Consider the following 17830-nt stretch of genomic DNA (forward strand, 5'->3'; position numbering starts at 1 on the left):
GGGGTTATGAGATTCCCCCCACGAATCGCGCGCCTAGGCGCGCTCGGTGCCCTCACCGCCGCGCTCCTCGCCGGCGGTCCCGCTCTCGCCACGGCGACCGCGGCGCCGCAGGCGCCCGCAGCCGCAACGGCCGTCGCCCCCGCCGCCGTCGGCGACATCTGCCACTCCGACCTCCCGACCGAGGCCCACGACACCCTCGACCTCATCGAGCAGGGCGGCCCCTACCCGTACCCGCAGGACGGCACGGTCTTCGAGAACCGCGAGGGCATCCTCCCGGACCAGGACACGGGCTACTACCACGAGTACACCGTGGAGACCCCCGGCTCCGACGACCGCGGCGCCCGCCGCATCGTCACGGGCGACGAAGAGGAGGAGGACTACTACACCTCCGACCACTACGAGTCCTTCGACCTCGTCGACCACTCCTGCTGATCGGCCGAACCCGTGCTGCGGCACGGGAACAGCCTCCGGTGGCCCGTCGCTGCCGTGCGCCCGTCTCCCCGCGGGCAGGCGGCGGCGGCCCCGGCGAGGCGCGCGGACGCCGCGCGGTGACCCCCACCGCCGCGCGGTCCCGCGCACCGGGACCCGCGTGCCCGACAGGGCACGCGGGTCCTCTCGGTCGAGGGGGCAGGCAACCCCGAGGGCTCGGAGCAGTTGCTGCCCCTGTGGCTCGAACACGCCCTTCTGCGCACCAAGTTGCGCATGCCTCCGCCCCGCGCAGGGCAACTCCCCGCGTGACCGGCGCATTCGAGATGCGCCCGGCGCGATCGATGCCCCGACCCGGTGGAGGGAACCTTGCCCGTCGACCTGCACGCACACGGTGACGCGTTCGTACGCGATCCGCATCCCCTCTTCAGCAGCCTGCTCGCCGGTGGCCAGGCGCACCGTGTCCGGTTCACCGAGGGTTTCGACGGCTGGCTGATCGTCGGCCACGAGGCGTCGCGGAACGCGCTCAACGACCCTCGCCTCATCAACGATCCGCGCCGCGTCCCCGAGACGGACGGCCCCGGTCCCGGCGGTGCCCGCCGGTTCGACGACAACCTGCTCTCCCTCGACGCCCCCGACCACACCCGGCTGCGCCGCCTGGTGGCGAAGGAGTTCACGGCGCGCCGGGTGCGCGGCCTGGAGCCCAGGGTGCAGGAGATCGTCGACGGGCTCGTGGGGACGCTCGCCGAAGGGCCGCGAGAACGCGTCGACTTGGTCGAAGCGCTGTCGTTCCCCCTTCCGATCACCGTGATCGCGGAGCTCCTCGGCGTTCCCTTCTTGGAGCGGGAGACCTTCCGGCACCTTTCCTCGGGGGTGCTGGAGTCCACTAACCAGGAGGAAGCAGCAGCCATGTCCGAGGACCTGCACGCCTTCCTCGCCCGCCTCGTCGACGCCAAGCGGGCGGCCGGAGGGGAGGACCTGCTCGGCGCCCTGCTCGAGGCGGCCTCCCGGGAGGGCGAAGAGGACTCGCTCATCACCGGCGCCGAACTCCTCGGCATGGCCAACCTGTTGCTCGTCGCCGGGTACGAGACGACCGTCAACCTCATCAGCAGCACCGTGCTGTGCCTGCTCCAGCACCCCGAGCAATTGGCCCAAGTGCGCGCGGACCCCTCGCTCGTGGCGGCCGCCGTCGAGGAGACGCTGCGGTTCGAAGGGCCCGTGGCGCGCTCGATCCCCCGGTTCGCGACGGAGCCGATCCCCTTCGACGACGGCACGGTCATCCCCGCGGGAGAGGTCGTCTGCATCGGCCTCGCCTCGGCCGGCCGCGACCCCGAACGCTTCCCGCACCCCGACGAGTTCGACATCCACCGGGACACCGGCGGCCACCTCGCCTTCGGCCACGGTGCCCACTTCTGCCTCGGCGCCCCGCTCGCACGGCTGGAGGCCCGCACCGCCGTGACGACGCTTCTCGCGCGCATCCCCGCCCTCGCGCTCGACGTCCCGGCGTCCGAACTCTCCTGGCGTACGGGCACGTTGCTGCGCGGGCCGCGGCAACTACCCGTACGTCTCGGCTGAGTCAGGGCGCGACGGGCCTCCCCTCCCGACGGGAGACCTCGCACGCGTCGGCGATCCGGAAGGCCGCCAACGCCTCCTCTCCGGAGCACGGGTTGGGCACCTCGCCCCGCACGGACCGCAGGAACGCCCGCAGTTCGGCCCGGTACGCGGGCGCGAAGCGATCGAGGAAGCCGAGCCAGGGGCTCCCGCCCCGGACGGGGCTGTCCTCCTCGACGGAGGCGAGCGGCGTGCGCACGTCGAGCCCGACCGCCAACTGGTCCTTCTCGCCCGCAAGTTCCATCCGTACGTCGTACCCCGCGCCGTTGACGCGGGTGGCGGTGGCCGTGCACAGGGTGCCGTCGTCGAGGGTGAGGAGGGCGGCGGCGGTGTCGACGTCGCCGGCGGCGCGGAAGGCCGGCGGGCCCGCGTCCGAACCCGCCGCCTGGACGGAGGCGACCTCCCGGCCCGTGAGCCACCGGACCGCGTCGAAGTCGTGGACGAGGCAGTCCCGGAAGAGTCCACCGGAGAGCGGCAGGTAGGCGTCGGGCGGCGGGGCCGGGTCGGAGGTGACGGCGCGCACGGTGTGCAGCCGGCCGAGGCGGCCGGTGCGGAGCGCCTCGCGGGCCGCGAGGTAGCCGGCGTCGAAGCGGCGCATGAAGCCGACCTGGAGGAGTGTCCCCGCCTCGGCGACCGACGCCAACACGGCGCGCGTGCCGTCGAGTTCGCGCGCGAGCGGCTTCTCGCAGAAGACCGGGAGGCCCCGCTCGGCCGCGGCGGTGACCAGCTCGGCGTGTGCGTCGGTCGCCGCGGCGACCACGAGCGCGTGCACGTCCAGCGAGAGCAGCTCCGCCGGACCCGCCACCGGTGTGGCGCCGAGCGCCGCCGCGGTGCGGGTGGCGCGCACGGGGTCCAGGTCGGCGACGACCAGCTCCGTCACCTCGGGGTGCGCCGCGAGCGTGTGCGCGTGGAAGCTGCCGATCCGGCCGACGCCGACGAGTCCGATACGCATGGCGCCACGCTGCGGGCCGCCTCGGTCGGTGTCAACCGTTTGCCCCGGGAAGCAGGAAATGTCCGCGTGGCTGCGCGCCCCACGGCTCCCGCGCACGCCGGGGCAGCCGCGTGCCCGCCCATTGACGCGCCCACCGACCGCCGCTAGAACTCCGCCATGGCCGCGGGCGCGCAGCCCGCGGCCATGCCGGCCTCCGCACGGAGCCGGGTGCGCCGACGTGGGCTGGGGGTGAACACCGCAGCGTGCGCGCTGCCTTGTGCGTCGTATCTCACCCGGCGCGGGCCCGTGGACGCCCCGCGGGCAGCGGTGACGGATACTTGTGCGAGGCTCGCCCGCGGCGCCGGACCCGGAGGGGCGCCGCACCTGGGGCCGAGGGCCCACACCGAGCAGTACCCGTAGGAGGGCAGGAGAAGCGTGGCCAGCGTGAAGAGGTCCGGCAGGGCCCGCAGGAGGGCGGCCGGCGCCGCGGCGGCGGTGCTCGTCCTCGCGGTGGGGCTGGCAGGGTGCAGCAGCACCGGCGGCAAGCGCGCCGAGGAGGAGCGGGCGCAGGGCGCCTCGGGCAAGGCCAACGTGGACACGCCCCGCTGGAAGATAGCCATGGTGACGCACTCGGGAGACGGCGACACCTACTGGGACATCGTGCAGAGCGGCGCCAAGCAGGCGGCGGCGAAGGACAACATCGAGTTCCTCTACTCGCACGACAAGGAGGCGGGCCGCCAGGCCCAGCTCGTCCAGGCGGCGATCGACAAGAAGGTCGACGGCCTGATCGTCACCCTCGCGAAGCCGTCCGCCATGGAGAAGGCCGTCAAGAAGGCGGTCAAGGCGGGCATCCCGGTCGTCACCATCAACTCGGGCCAGGACGAGTCGGAGTCCTTCGGCGCCCTGACCCACATCGGCCAGGACGAGGTGAAGGCCGGCGAGGCCGTGGGCGAGGAGCTCAACGACCGCGGCCGGAAGAAGGCCGTCTGCGTCCTCCACGAGCAGGGCAACGTCGGCCACGAGGAGCGCTGCCGCGGCGTCAAGGAGACCTTCGAGGGCAAGCTCGACAACCTCTACGTCGACGGCACCAACATGCCGAACGTGCAGTCGTCGATCGAGGCGGAGCTCCAGTCGGACAAGGACCTCGACACCGTCGTCACCCTCGGCGCCCCCTTCGCACCGACGGCCGCGCAGGCCGCCGAGGACGCGGGCAGCGACGCCGAGGTCGACACCTTCGACCTCAACGACAAGGTCGCCGAAGGGCTGGAGGACGGCAGCATCGGCTTCGCCGTCGACCAGCAGCCCTACCTCCAGGGGTACGAGGCCGTCGACCTGCTCTGGCTCTACCGCTACAACGCCGACATGCTCGGCGGCGGCGAGCCCGTCCTCACAGGCCCGCAGGTCCTCACCAAGGACGACGCGGCAGAACTGCGCGAGTACACCAAGCGAGGCACCCGATGAGCGGCACCGCGCCACCCACCGCGGACCCCGCAGACGACACGCAGCCGCCGCAGCCCGCGGCCGTCCCCGAGTCCAAGGGCCTGGCCCGTCGTTTGCTGGGACGGCCCGAACTCGGCGCGGTCGTCGGCGCCGTGGCCGTCTTCGTCTTCTTCGCGTTCTTCGCCGACAGCTTCCTCCGCGCCTCCAGCCTCTCGACGGTGCTCTACGCCTCGTCCACGATCGGCATCATGGCGGTGCCGGTCGCGCTGCTGATGATCGGCGGGGAGTTCGACCTCTCGACGGGCGTGATGGTGACGTCGTCGGCGCTCGTCTCCTCGATGTTCAGCTACCAGATGACGGCGAACGCCTGGGTCGGCGTCGGCGTCTCGCTCCTGGTGACCCTCGCCATCGGGCTCTTCAACGGCGTCGTGCTCACGCGCACGGGGCTGCCGAGCTTCATCATCACGCTCGGCACCTTCATGATGCTCACCGGACTCAACCTGGGTCTCACCAAGCTCATCAGCGGCACGGTCTCCACCAAGGGCATCTCCGACATGGAGGGCTTCGAGTCGGCCAGGGCGCTCTTCGCCTCGCAGCTCTCGATCGGCGGCGTGGACCTCCAGATCACCGTGGTCTGGTGGCTGGTCCTCGTCGCGCTCGCCACCTGGGTGCTGCTGCGCACCCGGGTCGGCAACTGGATCTTCGCGGTGGGCGGCGGCGTCGAGGCGGCGCGGGCGCTCGGCGTCCCCGTCTCCAGGGTGAAGATCGGCCTCTACATGGCCGTCGGCCTCGGCGCCTGGATATCAGGACAGCACCTGCTCTTCAGCTACGACGTCGTGCAGTCGGGCGAGGGCGTCGGCAACGAGCTGATCTACATCGCGGCCGCGGTGATCGGCGGGTGCCTCCTCACCGGCGGCTACGGTTCGGCGGTGGGCACCGCGGTCGGCGCCCTGATCTTCGGCATGACGAGCAAGGGCATCGTCTACGCCCAGTGGAACCCGGAGTGGTTCAAGTTCTTCCTGGGAGCCATGCTGCTGCTGGCCACCCTGCTCAACCTGTGGATTCGCAAGCGCGCGGAGGCGAGCCGATGACCGCCGAGGACGGGGCGAAGAGCGAGGCGGCGGACACCCCGCCGCTCGTCGAACTCGACGCCGTCAGCAAGTACTACGGCCACATCAAGGCGCTCACCGACGTGTCGCTCCAGGTGCACCCCGGCGAGATCACCTGCGTGCTCGGCGACAACGGCGCGGGCAAGTCCACGCTCATCAAGATCGTCTCGGGTCTCCACGGGCACGACGCGGGCGGCTTCCGCATCGAGGGCGAGGAGACCTCGCTCTCCTCCCCGCGCGAGGCGCTCGACCGCGGCATCGCCACCGTCTACCAGGACCTCGCCGTCGTCTCCCTGATGCCGGTCTGGCGGAACTTCTTCCTCGGCTCCGAACTCACCACGGGCCGCGGCCCGCTGCGCCGCCTCGACGTACCGCGGATGCGCGCCACCACCCACAGCGAACTCCTGCGCATGGGCATCGACCTGCGCGACGTCGACCAGCCGATCGGCACCCTCTCCGGCGGCGAGCGCCAGTCCGTCGCGATCGCCCGGGCGATCCACTTCGGCGCCAAGGTCCTCGTCCTCGACGAGCCGACGGCGGCGCTCGGCGTCAAGCAGTCGGGCGTGGTCCTCAAGTACGTCGCCGCTGCGCGGGACGCCGGACTCGGTGTGGTCCTGATCACGCACAACCCGCACCATGCGTACCTCGTGGGGGACCGCTTCGTCCTGCTCAAGCGCGGCACGATGGCCGGCAGCCACCACCGCGACGAGCTGGAGTTGGAGGAGCTAGTGCGGCAGATGGCCGGCGGCAGCGAGCTGGAGCAGCTCAGCCACGAACTGCAGCGCTGAGCCGGCCGCAGCGCCCCCGGGACCGGGGCGGAGAGCGTCCGCGGGGCGGCCCCCGTGGCGGTACGGTGGGTTCCGCCGAGCGCCCCCGTCCAGCGGTGAGGCAGAATCGGCGCGGCGTCCCGGGGAGCCGGCCCCGTCCGGCGGCCCGGCACCGGGAAGGCCCGAGACCGAGACCACGCAGAGACGGGATGGACTCTTGCGCAGCCCCCACCGCAGCGAGACCACTGACCCGCGCAGACCGGGCGAGCAGCGCGAGGAGGTGGTCGAGTGAGTGGTGAGGGCTACTATCCGAGCCGCACCGAGCGCGTGTACCGCCGGCGCTCGGGCAGCAGCGCCAGCGTCCTGCGCACCGTCTCGACGCGCGAGCGGCGCTCTCCGCACTCGGCGCCGCGGGTGCCGACCGTCGGCATCGACATCGGGGGCACCAAGGTGATGGCCGGCGTCGTCGACGCGGACGGCACGATCCTGGAGCAGGCCCGCGCCGAGACGCCGGAGAAGTCCAAGAGCCCCAAGGTCGTCGAGGACACCATCGCCGAACTCGTCCTCGACCTCTCCGACCGGCACGACGTCCACGCCGTCGGCATCGGCGCGGCCGGCTGGGTCGACGCCGACCGCTCCCGCGTCCTCTTCGCGCCCCATCTCGCCTGGCGCGACGAGCCGTTGAAAGACGCCCTCACGGCCCGCCTCGCCGTCCCCGTGATGGTCGACAACGACGCCAACACCGCGGCCTGGGGCGAATGGCGGTTCGGCGCCGGGCGCGGCGAGGACCACCTCGTCATGATCACCCTCGGTACCGGCATCGGCGGCGCCATACTCGAGAACGGTCAGGTCAAGCGCGGGAAGTACGGCGTGGCCGGCGAGTTCGGGCACATGCAGGTGGTCCCGGGCGGGCACCGCTGCCCGTGCGGCAACCGCGGCTGCTGGGAGCAGTACAGCTCGGGGAACGCGCTGGTGCGCGAGGCCCGGGAGCTCGCCGCCGCGGAGTCGCCCGTCGCCTACGGCATCATCGACCGCGTCGACGGCCGTATCGGCGACATCACGGGACCGCTCATCACGGAGCTCGCCAGGGAAGGCGACGCGATGTGCACCGAGCTGCTCCAGGACATCGGCCAGTGGCTCGGCGTCGGCATCGCCAACCTCGCGGCCGCGCTCGACCCGTCGTGCTTCGTCATCGGTGGCGGGGTGAGCGCCGCCGACGAACTCCTCATCACGCCGGCGAGGGAAGCCTTCGCCCGCCAGCTCACCGGCCGCGGCTACCGCCCCGAGGCGCGGATCGCGAAGGCGCAGCTCGGCCCGGAGGCGGGGATGGTCGGCGCCGCCGACCTCGCTCGGCTCGTCGCGCGGAGGTTCCGCCGCGCCAACCGCCGCCGTCTGGAGCGGTACGAGCGGTACGAGCGCGCCGCTGACAACCTCCGCAGGGCGGTGGGCCAGTGACCACCGCAGCCACCGGAACCCTCCGGCGCAGCGCCGACGGCGGCGGGGAGTCCCCGCCCGGCGGCCCGGCGCTGCCGCCCGCCGGCCCTCCGCGCCGCCCGCGCAACCGCCTGCTCACGCTGCTGATCGTGGTGCTCCTCATCGCGATCCCCGCCGGCTACGTGGTGATCTCCGCGTTCCAGAGCCGGGACAGCGGACGCGACAAGGAGCGCACCGCCTCCGCCACGAGCCTCACCTACGCGTGGCCGTCGAAGGTGCAGCGCCGGATCTACGACGTCCCCGTGCCGTACGGGGCCACCCGCGTCGCGCACTACGAGGTCAACTCGTGGTCCCAGAGCCGCCTCTACGCCGAGTTCCGCACCGACGAGCAGCAGCTCGACCGGTTCCTCAGGTACCTCGGCACCAGCGCCGCCGACCTCGAAGCGGGTCGGGGAGCGATCACCAAGGGCCAGGCCGACACGGTCGGTTGGAAGCTCGACGAGCCCGACCGCCCCTTCTCCGGCACCGTGCGGGAGCGCGCCGACGACCGCCCCCAGGTGCGCGTCGTCGTCGACGACTCCTTCAAGAGCAGACCGAGGGTCTACGTGGTCTCGACGGTGCGGCTCTGACCGCCGGACGCCGCGCGGTACCGGACTGCGCAGAGCACGTGAAGACCCCAAACCCGCTGCACCACCCCCTGCCCGCCCCGGATAGCGTGAACGTGTGAGCGAGACGATGCCTGCCAACAGCCTGCAACACCGAATCGAGGTCCTGACGACGCGCCCGTACTCGTGCTCGGCCCCGGCCTCGGCACGACCTGGCACATGTGGGACCGGCAGATACCCGAACTCACCAGACACTGGCGTGTACTCAGATACGACCTACCCGGACACGGCGGCTCCCCCGCGCACCCGGCCGACTCGACGGAGGCGCTCGCGGCCCGGCTGCTGACCACCCTGGACGGCCTGGGCATCGAGCGGTTCGGCTACGTCGGCTGCTCACTCGGCGGCGCCATCGGCGTCCAGTTGGCGCTCGCCGCGCCGCACCGCCTGACGACGCTCGCGCTGGTCTCCTCCTCGCCGCGGTACGGCAGCCCCGACGCGTGGCGCCAGCGCGGTGTCGTCGTGCGGACCAAGGGCCTCGACTCCCTTGCGCGTTCGACCCCTGAGCGCTGGTTCACGCCCGGGTTCGCCGAGGCGCAGCCCGCGATCGTGGAGTGGGCCGTGCAGATGGTCCGTACCACCGACCCCGGGTGCTACATCGCCGCCTGCGAGGCGTTCGCGGCCTTCGACGCGCGGGATTCGCTCGGCGGCGTCGGCGTGCCCACGCTCGTCGTCACCGGCGCCGAGGACGACACGACGCCGCCGAACGAGGCGCGCGCGCTCGTCGCCGGAATCCCCGACGCACGGCTCGCGATGGTGCCCGGCGCCTCGCACCTCGCGCCCGTCGAGCAGCCGGCCGCCGTCACCGACCTGATCATCCGGCACGCCACGACCACCTGGCAGGAGTCCGCCGCGGGGCCGCCCCCGCCGTCCCCCGTGATCGCCCCTGTGCCGCAACAACCCAGCGCCGTCGCCGAGTTGGAGTCGGGCGTCTTCGCAGCCCCCGACCGCGACCTCTACGCGGCAGGGACGAAGGTGCGGCGCGAGGTGCTCGGCGACGCGCTCGTCGACCGGGTCGGGGCCGAGACCGACGACTTCACCGCGGACTTCGAGGACTTCGCCACCCGCTACGCCTGGGGCGACCTGTGGTCGAGGCGCGGCATGGACCGCCGCACCCGCTCCGTCGTGACGCTCACGGCGCTCGCGGCGCGCGGCCACTTCGAGGAGCTCGCCGTCCACACCCGGGCGGCGCTCCGCAACGGCCTCACCCCCGACGAGATCAAGGAAGTCCTCCTCCACACCGGCGTCTACTGCGGCCTTCCCGCGGCGCGTTCGGCCTTCGACGTGGCCCAGCGGGTGATCCGCGAGGAGACGAGCACCGAGGAGTGAGCGCCGCCGGCGGAGCGCGCCCCACCGGTGCGCGGGCGTGGGCACGGCGGCTGCCAGAATGGTCGCCATGGAGCTGATCAAGAAGGGCCATTCCTGCGTCAGGCTGGAGAAGGACGACCGCACCCTCGTCATCGACCCGGGCGGTTTCTCCGAACCGGACGCCGCCCTCGGCGCGGACGTCCTGCTGGTGACCCACGAGCACGCCGACCACTTCGACGAGGGACGGCTGCGCGCCGCGATGGAGGCGAACCCGGCGGCCGAGATCTACACGCTGCGCAGCGTCGCCGAACAGATCGCGCCCGCCTTCCCCGGCCGGGTGCACACCGTCGGGCACGGCGACTCCTTCACCGCCGCCGGCTTCGAGGTGCAGGTCCACGGCGAACTGCACGCCGTGATCCACCCGGACATCCCCCGGATCACCAACGTCGGCTATCTCGTCGAGGCTCCGACGGGCACCGTCTTCCACCCCGGCGACGCGCTCACCGTCCCCGAACGCCCCGTCGAGACGCTGCTGATGCCGCTGCACGCGCCGTGGAACAAGTTCGCCGAGGTCCTCGACTACGTCCGCGAGGTCGCCCCGACCACCGCGTACGACATCCACGACGGCCTCCTCAACGACAACGGTTTCGCCGCCTACGGCCGCATGCTCGGCACCGGCGGCCCTGGCACGGGCCGTGCCGAGCACGACCGGCTGGCGCCGGGCGAGAGTGTCAGTCTCGGCTAGTAGATTTCCGGTATGCGCATCGCGACCTGGAACATCAACTCCATCACCGCCCGTCTGCCGCGGCTCCTCGGCTGGCTGGAGTCCGCAGAGCCGGACGCGGTCTGCCTCCAGGAGCTCAAGGTCAGCGAGGAGAACTTCCCTGCCGCCGAACTCCGCGATCTCGGCTATGAGTCCGTGGCGAACGCCTCGGGCCGCTGGAACGGCACCGCGGTCCTCTCGCGCGTCGGCCTGGAGGAGCCGGTCAAGGGGCTGCCCGACGCCCCCGAGTTCGACGGCGCCGCGGAGGCCCGCGCCGCCGCGGCGGTCTGCGGCGGCGTGCGCCTGGTGAGCGTCTACGTTCCCAACGGCCGTGAGGTGGGCCACGCACACTACGAGTACAAGCTCCGCTGGCTGGAGGCCCTCCGTGCGACGGCCGCCGAGAACGCCGCGGGCGAGCGCCCGTTCGCCATCCTCGGCGATTTCAACATCGCCCCCACCGACGCGGACGTCTGGGACATCGCCGCCTTCGACGGCGCGACCCACGTCACCCCCGCCGAGCGCGAGCAGCTCCATGCCCTGGAGAAGACCGGCGTCACCGAGGTACACCCCCGTGCCCTCAAGTACGATGTCGCCTTCACCTACTGGGACTACCGCCAGCTCTGCTTCCCGAAGAACAGGGGCATGCGCATCGACCTCGTCTACGGCAACCCCGCCTTCCAGGCAGCCGTGAAGGACGCCTACGTCGACCGCGAGGAGCGCAAGGGCAAGGGCGCCTCCGACCACGCGCCCGTCGTCGTCGACCTGGAGCTGTGAGAGGAAGCCGGAGCCAAGTGCGCCGCGCGCCCCGTGCGTTCACGGCGCGCGGGGCGCCGCGCCGGTGCGTCGCTTCGGCTTCCACCGGTGGGAAGGTTCCGCCCGGCCCGTGCGGTGCGGCGGACGCGGACGGCGGTGCGGCCAGGGGAACGCACATCCCGCCCGCCCCCGGTCCCGTCGGCCGAGTACGTCAAAACCCTCCCGCACCACACCGTCTACGGCTGCCTCTCCGTCCGCGACGTGCGCGGCCGACCGCTCCGGCTCCGCTCCGTCCACGTCGGGATGCTCCGGCAACTCCCCGGCGGAAACGCCGAACACGGTGAGGACCCGTGGCGGACGGCCCGAGGCGAGGCCGTGGAGGAGACGGGCCTCGGCGAGTTCAACAACCTTGGACCCCGCCTGTTTCTCATGTCGTTCACACACCCCGCGGGCGAGTGGCCGCTGCCGAAGATCGAGTTTCTCTTCGACGGCGGGCACCGCGGGGGCAGCAGTCCCGCGTCCGTCTCGACCTGGACGAGCACTGCCGCTGGACGGTGCACGACTGGCCCGGCCGGCAGCGGCTGAGGTCGCCGCAGGCGTGCGCGCGGCTGCGTGCTGCGGAGGAGGCGCGCACGGGGGACGGCCCTCGGTTTCGACGAGCCGGCATTCCGGCGGCAGTTGGGTTCCGGTGTCGTTCCGCGCGGTAACTTCCCTTTCCGCGGGCCGCGTTGGCACCACGGCGGGCTGCCCCACGGGAGCCACCCGGGCCGGTGCTCCGGGCCGTGAGGGCTGTCGGCCCGGAGCACCGGCGCGTGCGGTGGCCGGAGGCGACGGCCGCCGGGCGCACCGGCGGCCGTCGCGCGGGTTCAGGCGTGGAGCTTGCGGAGGTCGATGGAGTCGGCCATCGCCTTCAACCCGGCGTCGCCCGGGTGGAGATGGTCGCCGCTGTCGTAGGCGGGCAGCATCCGTGTGGGGTGGGACGGGTCGCGCACCGCGGCGTCGAAGTCGAGGAACGCGTCGAAGGTGCCGTCCTCGGAGCGGAGGAAGGAGTTGACGGCCGCCCTCCGGGCCTCCACCTCGGCGGTGCAGTCCGTGTACCCCTCGCACGGCGTGACCGTCCCGGCGACGACGCGGAGCCCCTGCGCCCTGGCGCGGGCGGCGATCGCCTTCATACCGGCGATCACCTCCTCCGCCGAGGTGCCCCAGCGCACGTCGTTGATGCCCTCGAAGAGGACGACGGTCCGCGCGGACGTCTGCCCCAGCACGTCGCGTTCCAGGCGGTGTTGGGCGCTCACCCCCGCCGTGTCCGTGCTCACGCCGTCGCCGGGGTAGCGGTCGGTGACGATGCGGTTGGCCGAGATGCCGTGGTTCAGGACGCCGTAGGCGGGCACGCCCCCCGAGCCGTCGCGCAGACGGGCGGCGAGGATGTCGGGCCAGCGGTTGTTGGCGCCCTCGGACGAGCGGGTGCCGTCGGTGATGGAGTCCCCCAGTGTCACGACGGACCCGGGGCCGCCCGCGGTGTCCACGCCGGTGAGGAAGGGCCACACGTCGATGCGTCCGGTGAACGAGCCGCCGCCGGGCTCGCCCGTGCGGTCGCCGCTGCCGGGGTTGCTCACGTAGGAGAGCTGGCGCGTCTCGGAGTGCAGCGGCGCCGCGGTCACCCGCTCGGGCAGGTGGAGGCTGACGAGGAGGTCGGCGCCCGTGGGGACGTCGAAGGCGACCGGGTCGCTCACGGCCTCCGCGCCGGCCGGAATGACTGTCTCCGCACGGCCGTTGAACGTGAGCGGCACCGGCCGCCCGCGCACCTGCGCGCCCTCGCGCTGCACGCCGACGGAGACGGAGCCGATCCGCACCGGACTCCCCGCGAAGGTGTTGGCGAGCCGCACCCGTACCTTCGGGCCGCCGGACGAGGCGTGGACGACGAGGCGGAGCGTCTGGTCCTGCCACGGACCGACGGCGGCGTACCCGCCGGTGCTCGCCGCCCAACTGCCCGTCCAGCCGGCGCCGTCCTCGCGTACCGCGACGTCGAAGACGTGGAGCCGCCCCGCGGAGCCGCGCATGCGCGGGAGTTGGACCGAGTCGACCGGCTTGCCGCGCTGGAGCGGAACCGTCACCGCGTAGAGCTTCGTCTGTTCGGACCGCGGCCCCTCGCGCGTGTTGAGGTGGGGGAGCGCGACGGCCTTGGTGCTGACGGGACCGCCGCGCCAGTCCTCGGCGGTGAGCGCGTACCGGCTCTCCGAGCCGTCGGCGTACCGCACGGTTCCGCTGCCGCTCACCGCCCGGCCGGCGGCGTCCTCGGTGGTCGCGGCGACGAGGAAGGAGAGCGCGTTGCCCGTGCCGCGCACGCGGACGTGCTGTCCTTCGGCGACGACGTTGTCGGGCTCGCCGGCCTTGCGGTCGGGGCGCTCCAGGTCGGCGCCGTCGAGGCGGAGGCGGGTGCCGGGGTGCCAGCCGGCGGCCTCGAGGTCCTGCGCGGACAGGGAGTTGCCCGCGCCGTCGAAGTCGGCAGTGTGTGCGGTGCGGGCGTCGGGGTCGCCGACGGCGCGGTTGTCGTAGAGGCGCGAGAGCGGCTGCGGCCTCGTCGTCGCGGGTTCGCGGTCCGTCGCGGTCGTGTCCGCTCCGCTTCGGTCGGCGGAGGGTGCCGTGGCGCTCTGCGCGACGGCTGTCGTTGTCCCCAGTGCGGTCAGCACGATCACCAGGATGCTCGTCGTAAGGCGTCTGTGCACGCGGTTGCCCTTCCCTGCGGCTCCAACAGTCGGATGTGCGCCCCGTATTGGACAGAGGCCGGGTGAAAGTAGAAAGGCGCCAATGCGGCGTCAAGGTGTCCAACAGGGCAACCGGGAGCACAGCGTACACAGCGCGCCTATGGTGTGGCGGGTACCGTCGGTGACACGCTGGACGTATGCGCATCCCCTTTCTCGACAAACGGCGCAGGGCCGAGGAGAGCGAGCGGATCTCGGCCGCCTACCCCGACGGGCCGGGCGCAGCGGCGCTCTTCTCCGAGTGCGAGCTCCTGCGCGACCAGGCCGAGAGAGTCGGCGTCCTCCTCGACGACACCCCGGAGTCGCTGAACGGGCTCGACCAACTCCTGCCCCGCTGGCGGGACGACCCGGAGGTGATGCCCTGGCTCGGCACCGACGCGGGTCTCTACCTCGGCACGGTCCTTGTCGCCACGATCGACGGCGCGCACTGGCACCGCCGCGACGACGGCCAGCCCGTCGTCGTCCTCGACTCGGGGCGTGAGCTGGACGTCGTGGAGGAGGGCGTGGGCTGGGCGACCAACGGGGTACCCGAACTCTCCAGCGTCTACGCGGAGGTGTCCGCTCCCTGACGGGCCGTCGCGTGTCCTCCCGGACGCGTCTCGCCCGGACCGATAGCTTCCGGTTCCTATGGAACCGCTGATCGAGCTGCGCGGTGTCAACAAGCACTTCGGCTCCCTGCACGTGCTCAAGGAGGTCGACCTCGTGGTCGGCCGCGGTGAGGTCGTCGTGGTGATCGGGCCCTCGGGCTCCGGCAAGTCGACGCTCTGCCGGGCCATCAACCGACTTGAGGCCGTGGAGAGCGGCACCCTCACCATCGCGGGCGAGCCCCTCCCCGCCGAGGGCAGGGAACTCGCCCGGCTCCGTACCGAGGTGGGAATGGTCTTCCAGTCCTTCAACCTCTTCGCGCACAAGACGGCGCTCGCCAACGTGATGCTCGCGCCGGTCAAGGTGCGCCGGATGAAGAAGGACGAGGCGGAGCGGCGGGCGCGTCAACTCCTCGACCGCGTAGGGCTCTCCGACCACGCGGAGAAGTACCCTGCGCAGCTCTCCGGCGGTCAGCAGCAGCGGGTCGCCATCGCACGCGCCCTCGCCATGGACCCGCAGGCGCTCCTCTTCGACGAGCCGACGTCCGCGCTCGACCCCGAGATGATCAGCGAGGTGCTGGAGGTCATGCAGCAGCTCGCGCGGGACGGCATGACGATGGTGGTCGTCACGCACGAGATGGGCTTTGCCCGTTCGGCGGCGAACCGTGTCGTCTTCATGGCGGACGGCCAGGTCGTCGAGGACCGCACACCGGAGGAGTTCTTCACGTCGCCGCGGAGCGACCGCGCCAAGGACTTCCTTTCCAAGATCCTCAAGCACTGAGGGGACGACCCGTGCGACCGCGCCGCCAACCCGCCCCGCCCGCGCCCCTGCGCGCCGCACGCGCGACCGCCGTCGTGTGCTGCGCTCTGGCGCTGCTCGCCGCCGGTTGCGGCCGCTCCGGGAGCCCGCCGCCGCGCGGACCGCAGCCGGGGAGCCTGCCGCACTACCGCGTCGACCGTGGTTTCTCGCTCCCCTCCTCGCCGTCGTGGAAACAGGCGAAGAGCCGCGGGCACCTGGTGATCGGCGCCAAGGAGGACCAGCCGGGCACGGGCGAGAAGAACCCGGCCAACGGGTCCTACAGCGGATTCGACATCGAGATCTCACGGATGCTCGCAGCGTCCCTCGGCTTCGACCCGTACCGGCAGGTGGAGTTCAAGGCGATCGCCTCGGCCAACCGCGAGACGTCGCTCCAGAACGGACAGGTCGACTTCTACGTCGGCACCTACACCATCAACCCCGGCCGCAAGAAGCTGGTCGGCTTCGCCGGCCCCTACTACATGGCGGGGCAGCGCCTCCTGGTCCGCACGGACGAGCGGCGGATCGAAGGGCCGCAGTCCCTCGCGGGAAGGAAGGTGTGCTCCGCGGTCGGCTCGACGCCGCTCCAGCGTCTCCAGGACGAGTACCCGAAGGCGGAGGCCGTCGCCTACGACTCGTACGCGATCTGTGTCGACAACCTCCTCAACGACCAGGTGGACGCCGTCACCACGGACGACACGATCCTCCTCGGCTACGCGGCCAAGGACCCCTCCCAACTCCACGTCGTCGGCAAGGCGTTCTCCGAGGAGCCGTACGGCATCGGCGTCCCGAAGAAGGAAACGGCGCTGGCACGGGCGCTCGACCGCGCGCTGCTCCAGCGCGAGCGCAACGGCGACTGGAAGCGCGCCTACGACGCGACGCTCGGCCTCTCGGGCGAGCCGGCGCCGCAGCCGCCGCCGCTCGACCGCTCCGCGCGCGAACTGGCAGAGGAGAGCTGAACCATGGACGTCCTCACCGACAACTTCGCGCTCTACGGGGAGGGTTTCCTCGGCACCCTGCGCCTGACCCTCTACTCCTCGCTCCTCGCGCTCGTCGTCGGCGTGGTCATGGCGGGACTCCGGGTGGCGCCGGTCGCCGCGCTGCGGTGGATCGGCACGGCGTGGGTGACCGTGCTCCGCAACACCCCGCTCACGCTCCTCTTCTTCGCGATGCTCCTCGGACTGCCGAGGTTCGGCGTGGCGCTCCCCTTCGAGCTCTTCGCCGTCCTCGCACTCGGCTGCTACACCTCCGCGTTCATCTGCGAGGCCGTGCGCTCCGGGATCACCACCGTCCCCGTGGGCCAGGGCGAGGCGGCGCGCAGCCTCGGGATGACCTTCGGTCAGACGTTGGGCACGGTCGTGCTGCCGCAGGCGTTCCGCACCGTCATCCCGCCGGTCGGCTCGACGCTCATCGCGCTGGCGAAGAACTCCGCCATCGCCGGCTCTTTCAGCGTCGTCGAGCTGTTGAGCACGTACAAGACGCTCAACGAAAACGGGTACAGCGTCATCTGGGCCTTCGTGTGGATCGCCGTCGGATACCTGCTCCTCACGCTCGCCATCAGCGCCGTCTTCAACCTGCTGGAGAAGCGCTGGGGGGTCGCCCGATGAGCGCCCGCACCGCCGAGCCCTCGGCGCTCTACGACATCCCGGGTCCGAGGACGCGGGCCAGGCACCTCGCCTACGGCGTCGTCGCGAGTCTCGCCATCGCGGCGGTCCTCGCCTTCGTGCTCCATCTCCTCATCGGCACGGGGCAGTTCGCCGCCGTCAAGTGGCGGCCCTTCACCTACACCGGCATCCAGGAGCTGCTGCTCACCGGGCTCGCCAACACGCTGAAGGCGTTCGCCGTCGCGGCCGTCCTCTCGCTGGTGCTCGGCGCCGCCCTCGCCGCGGGGCGGCTCTCCGACCATGCGCCGGTGCGGTGGGTCGCCACCGTGTTCGTGGAGTTCTTCCGGGCGATGCCGGTGCTGGTGATGATCTTCTTCGTCTTCGTCGCGCTCCAGGTGCAGGCGCTCCCCGCGCTCGTCACCGGGCTCACGCTCTACAACGGGTCGGTGCTCGCCGAGGTGTTCCGCGCCGGCGTGCACTCCGTGCCCGCGGGCCAGCGGGAGGCCGCCTACGCGCTGGGCATGCGCAAGACGCAGGTGATGGCGTACGTCCTCGTACCGCAGGCGGTGCGTGCGATGCTGCCGACGATCATCAGCCAGCTCGTGGTCGCGCTGAAGGACACCTCGCTCGGATTCCTCATCACCTACGAGGAGTTCCTGCACGCCGGACGGCTCATCGCGATCAACATGGATTACACGATGCCGTTCATCCCCGTGGTGCTCGTCGTCTCCACGATCTACATCGGGCTGTGCATGCTGCTCTCGTGGTGCGCCAACCGGGTCGCGCGGTGCGAGCGGCACAACGTCAAGAACCGCGACGTCGAGGTGGCGCCGGCGCGCGCGGGCTCCACCATGGCGGGCGGTGGGCTCCAGCGCTGACC

The 17830-nt window shown here is 72.1% G+C and carries 17 protein-coding genes and 1 pseudogene; 16 read left to right on the forward strand and 2 right to left on the reverse strand.

The genetic code is table 11. From position 1 onward, the window contains the following. Positions 1–6 precede the first annotated feature (6 nt). Entirely contained in the window at positions 7–432 is a 426-nt protein-coding gene (locus tag F603_RS0119060; protein ID WP_019547579.1) for a guanyl-specific ribonuclease, read from the forward strand. A gap of 363 nt (positions 433–795) precedes the next feature. Continuing rightward, the gene (locus F603_RS0119065) at positions 796–2001 is read left to right on the forward strand and encodes a cytochrome P450 family protein (RefSeq protein ID WP_019547580.1); all 1206 of its coding nucleotides are present in this window, start codon (positions 796–798) and stop codon (positions 1999–2001) included. A 1-nt stretch (position 2002) separates the two neighbouring features. On the opposite strand, the gene F603_RS0119070 is transcribed toward F603_RS0119065, so the two are convergent. Next, positions 2003–2989, reverse strand: a complete 987-nt coding sequence (locus tag F603_RS0119070) for a Gfo/Idh/MocA family protein (RefSeq protein ID WP_019547581.1) — start codon at positions 2987–2989, stop codon at positions 2003–2005. 423 nt (positions 2990–3412) lie between these two features. Here F603_RS0119070 and F603_RS0119080 point away from each other — a divergent pair, with 423 nt between their 5' ends. The 9 genes and pseudogenes from F603_RS0119080 to F603_RS32395 all read left to right on the forward strand — a co-directional run bounded on the left by F603_RS0119080 (position 3413) and on the right by F603_RS32395 (position 11789). Then, entirely contained in the window at positions 3413–4429 is a 1017-nt protein-coding gene (locus F603_RS0119080) for a sugar ABC transporter substrate-binding protein (protein WP_425426996.1), read from the forward strand. After that, positions 4426–5499: an ABC transporter permease gene (locus F603_RS0119085; protein WP_019547584.1), complete on the forward strand. Its 1074-nt coding sequence runs from the start codon at positions 4426–4428 to the stop codon at positions 5497–5499. The genes F603_RS0119080 and F603_RS0119085 overlap by 4 nt, the downstream gene beginning before the upstream one ends. Then, positions 5496–6305 (forward strand): ATP-binding cassette domain-containing protein, encoded by an 810-nt coding sequence (locus F603_RS0119090; RefSeq protein WP_019547585.1) that lies wholly within the window; start codon positions 5496–5498, stop codon positions 6303–6305. Before F603_RS0119085 ends, F603_RS0119090 begins: the two co-directional genes overlap by 4 nt. 306 nt (positions 6306–6611) lie before the next feature. Beyond that, positions 6612–7739: an ROK family glucokinase gene (locus F603_RS0119095; protein WP_026328548.1), complete on the forward strand. Its 1128-nt coding sequence runs from the start codon at positions 6612–6614 to the stop codon at positions 7737–7739. Further along, positions 7736–8347 carry a hypothetical protein gene (locus tag F603_RS0119100; RefSeq protein ID WP_019547587.1) on the forward strand — a complete coding sequence of 204 codons (612 nt, stop codon included), beginning with the start codon at positions 7736–7738 and terminating at the stop codon, positions 8345–8347. The genes F603_RS0119095 and F603_RS0119100 overlap by 4 nt, the downstream gene beginning before the upstream one ends. Positions 8348–8453: 106 nt before the next feature. Continuing rightward, positions 8454–9709, forward strand: a pseudogene (gene pcaDC, locus F603_RS0119105) (bifunctional 3-oxoadipate enol-lactonase/4-carboxymuconolactone decarboxylase PcaDC). 67 nt (positions 9710–9776) lie between these two features. Next, on the forward strand, positions 9777–10433 hold the full coding sequence (locus F603_RS0119110) for an MBL fold metallo-hydrolase (protein ID WP_026328549.1): 657 nt from the start codon (positions 9777–9779) through the stop codon (positions 10431–10433). Positions 10434–10445: 12 nt separating this feature from the next. After that, on the forward strand, positions 10446–11225 hold the full coding sequence (locus F603_RS0119115; RefSeq protein ID WP_019547590.1) for an exodeoxyribonuclease III: 780 nt from the start codon (positions 10446–10448) through the stop codon (positions 11223–11225). 87 nt (positions 11226–11312) lie between these two features. Then, positions 11313–11789 carry an NUDIX domain-containing protein gene (locus F603_RS32395; protein ID WP_158678656.1) on the forward strand — a complete coding sequence of 159 codons (477 nt, stop codon included), beginning with the start codon at positions 11313–11315 and terminating at the stop codon, positions 11787–11789. A 281-nt stretch (positions 11790–12070) separates the two neighbouring features. On the opposite strand, the gene F603_RS0119125 is transcribed toward F603_RS32395, so the two are convergent. After that, positions 12071–13930, reverse strand: coding sequence for an SGNH/GDSL hydrolase family protein (locus F603_RS0119125; RefSeq protein ID WP_425426993.1), 1860 nt, complete (start codon positions 13928–13930; stop codon positions 12071–12073). 176 nt (positions 13931–14106) lie between these two features. On the opposite strand from F603_RS0119125, the gene F603_RS0119130 reads away from it, so the two are divergent. Genes F603_RS0119130 through F603_RS0119150 form a run of 5 tightly spaced genes read left to right on the forward strand, consistent with a single transcriptional unit; the run spans position 14107 to position 17828 of the window. Beyond that, positions 14107–14535: a DUF6278 family protein gene (locus F603_RS0119130; RefSeq protein ID WP_019547592.1), complete on the forward strand. Its 429-nt coding sequence runs from the start codon at positions 14107–14109 to the stop codon at positions 14533–14535. A gap of 58 nt (positions 14536–14593) precedes the next feature. Beyond that, entirely contained in the window at positions 14594–15331 is a 738-nt protein-coding gene (locus F603_RS0119135) for an amino acid ABC transporter ATP-binding protein (protein WP_019547593.1), read from the forward strand. A gap of 11 nt (positions 15332–15342) precedes the next feature. Continuing rightward, entirely contained in the window at positions 15343–16305 is a 963-nt protein-coding gene (locus tag F603_RS0119140) for a glutamate ABC transporter substrate-binding protein (protein ID WP_019547594.1), read from the forward strand. Positions 16306–16308: 3 nt separating this feature from the next. Next, the gene (locus F603_RS0119145; RefSeq protein WP_019547595.1) at positions 16309–16953 is read left to right on the forward strand and encodes an amino acid ABC transporter permease; all 645 of its coding nucleotides are present in this window, start codon (positions 16309–16311) and stop codon (positions 16951–16953) included. After that, positions 16950–17828, forward strand: a complete 879-nt coding sequence (locus F603_RS0119150) for an amino acid ABC transporter permease (protein ID WP_019547596.1) — start codon at positions 16950–16952, stop codon at positions 17826–17828. The genes F603_RS0119145 and F603_RS0119150 overlap by 4 nt, the downstream gene beginning before the upstream one ends. The last annotated feature ends 2 nt before the right edge of the window (positions 17829–17830 follow it).

The sequence above is a fragment of the Streptomyces sulphureus DSM 40104 genome (assembly GCF_000381025.1).
Taxonomy (GTDB): Bacteria; Actinomycetota; Actinomycetes; order Streptomycetales; family Streptomycetaceae; genus Streptomyces; species Streptomyces sulphureus.

What these genes read in the sequence shown, in the direction of transcription:
- F603_RS0119145 (WP_019547595.1), top strand. Translation starts at nt 16,309, where the DNA reads ATGGACGTCCTCACCGACAACTTCGCGCTCTACGGGGAGGGTTTCCTC.
- F603_RS0119150 (WP_019547596.1), top strand. Translation starts at nt 16,950, where the DNA reads ATGAGCGCCCGCACCGCCGAGCCCTCGGCGCTCTACGACATCCCGGGT.
- F603_RS0119110 (WP_026328549.1), top strand. Translation starts at nt 9,777, where the DNA reads ATGGAGCTGATCAAGAAGGGCCATTCCTGCGTCAGGCTGGAGAAGGAC.
- F603_RS0119070 (WP_019547581.1), bottom strand. Translation starts at nt 2,989, where the DNA reads ATGCGTATCGGACTCGTCGGCGTCGGCCGGATCGGCAGCTTCCACGCG.
- F603_RS0119090 (WP_019547585.1), top strand. Translation starts at nt 5,496, where the DNA reads ATGACCGCCGAGGACGGGGCGAAGAGCGAGGCGGCGGACACCCCGCCG.
- F603_RS0119060 (WP_019547579.1), top strand. Translation starts at nt 7, where the DNA reads ATGAGATTCCCCCCACGAATCGCGCGCCTAGGCGCGCTCGGTGCCCTC.
- F603_RS0119135 (WP_019547593.1), top strand. Translation starts at nt 14,594, where the DNA reads ATGGAACCGCTGATCGAGCTGCGCGGTGTCAACAAGCACTTCGGCTCC.
- F603_RS0119130 (WP_019547592.1), top strand. Translation starts at nt 14,107, where the DNA reads ATGCGCATCCCCTTTCTCGACAAACGGCGCAGGGCCGAGGAGAGCGAG.
- F603_RS0119115 (WP_019547590.1), top strand. Translation starts at nt 10,446, where the DNA reads ATGCGCATCGCGACCTGGAACATCAACTCCATCACCGCCCGTCTGCCG.
- F603_RS0119085 (WP_019547584.1), top strand. Translation starts at nt 4,426, where the DNA reads ATGAGCGGCACCGCGCCACCCACCGCGGACCCCGCAGACGACACGCAG.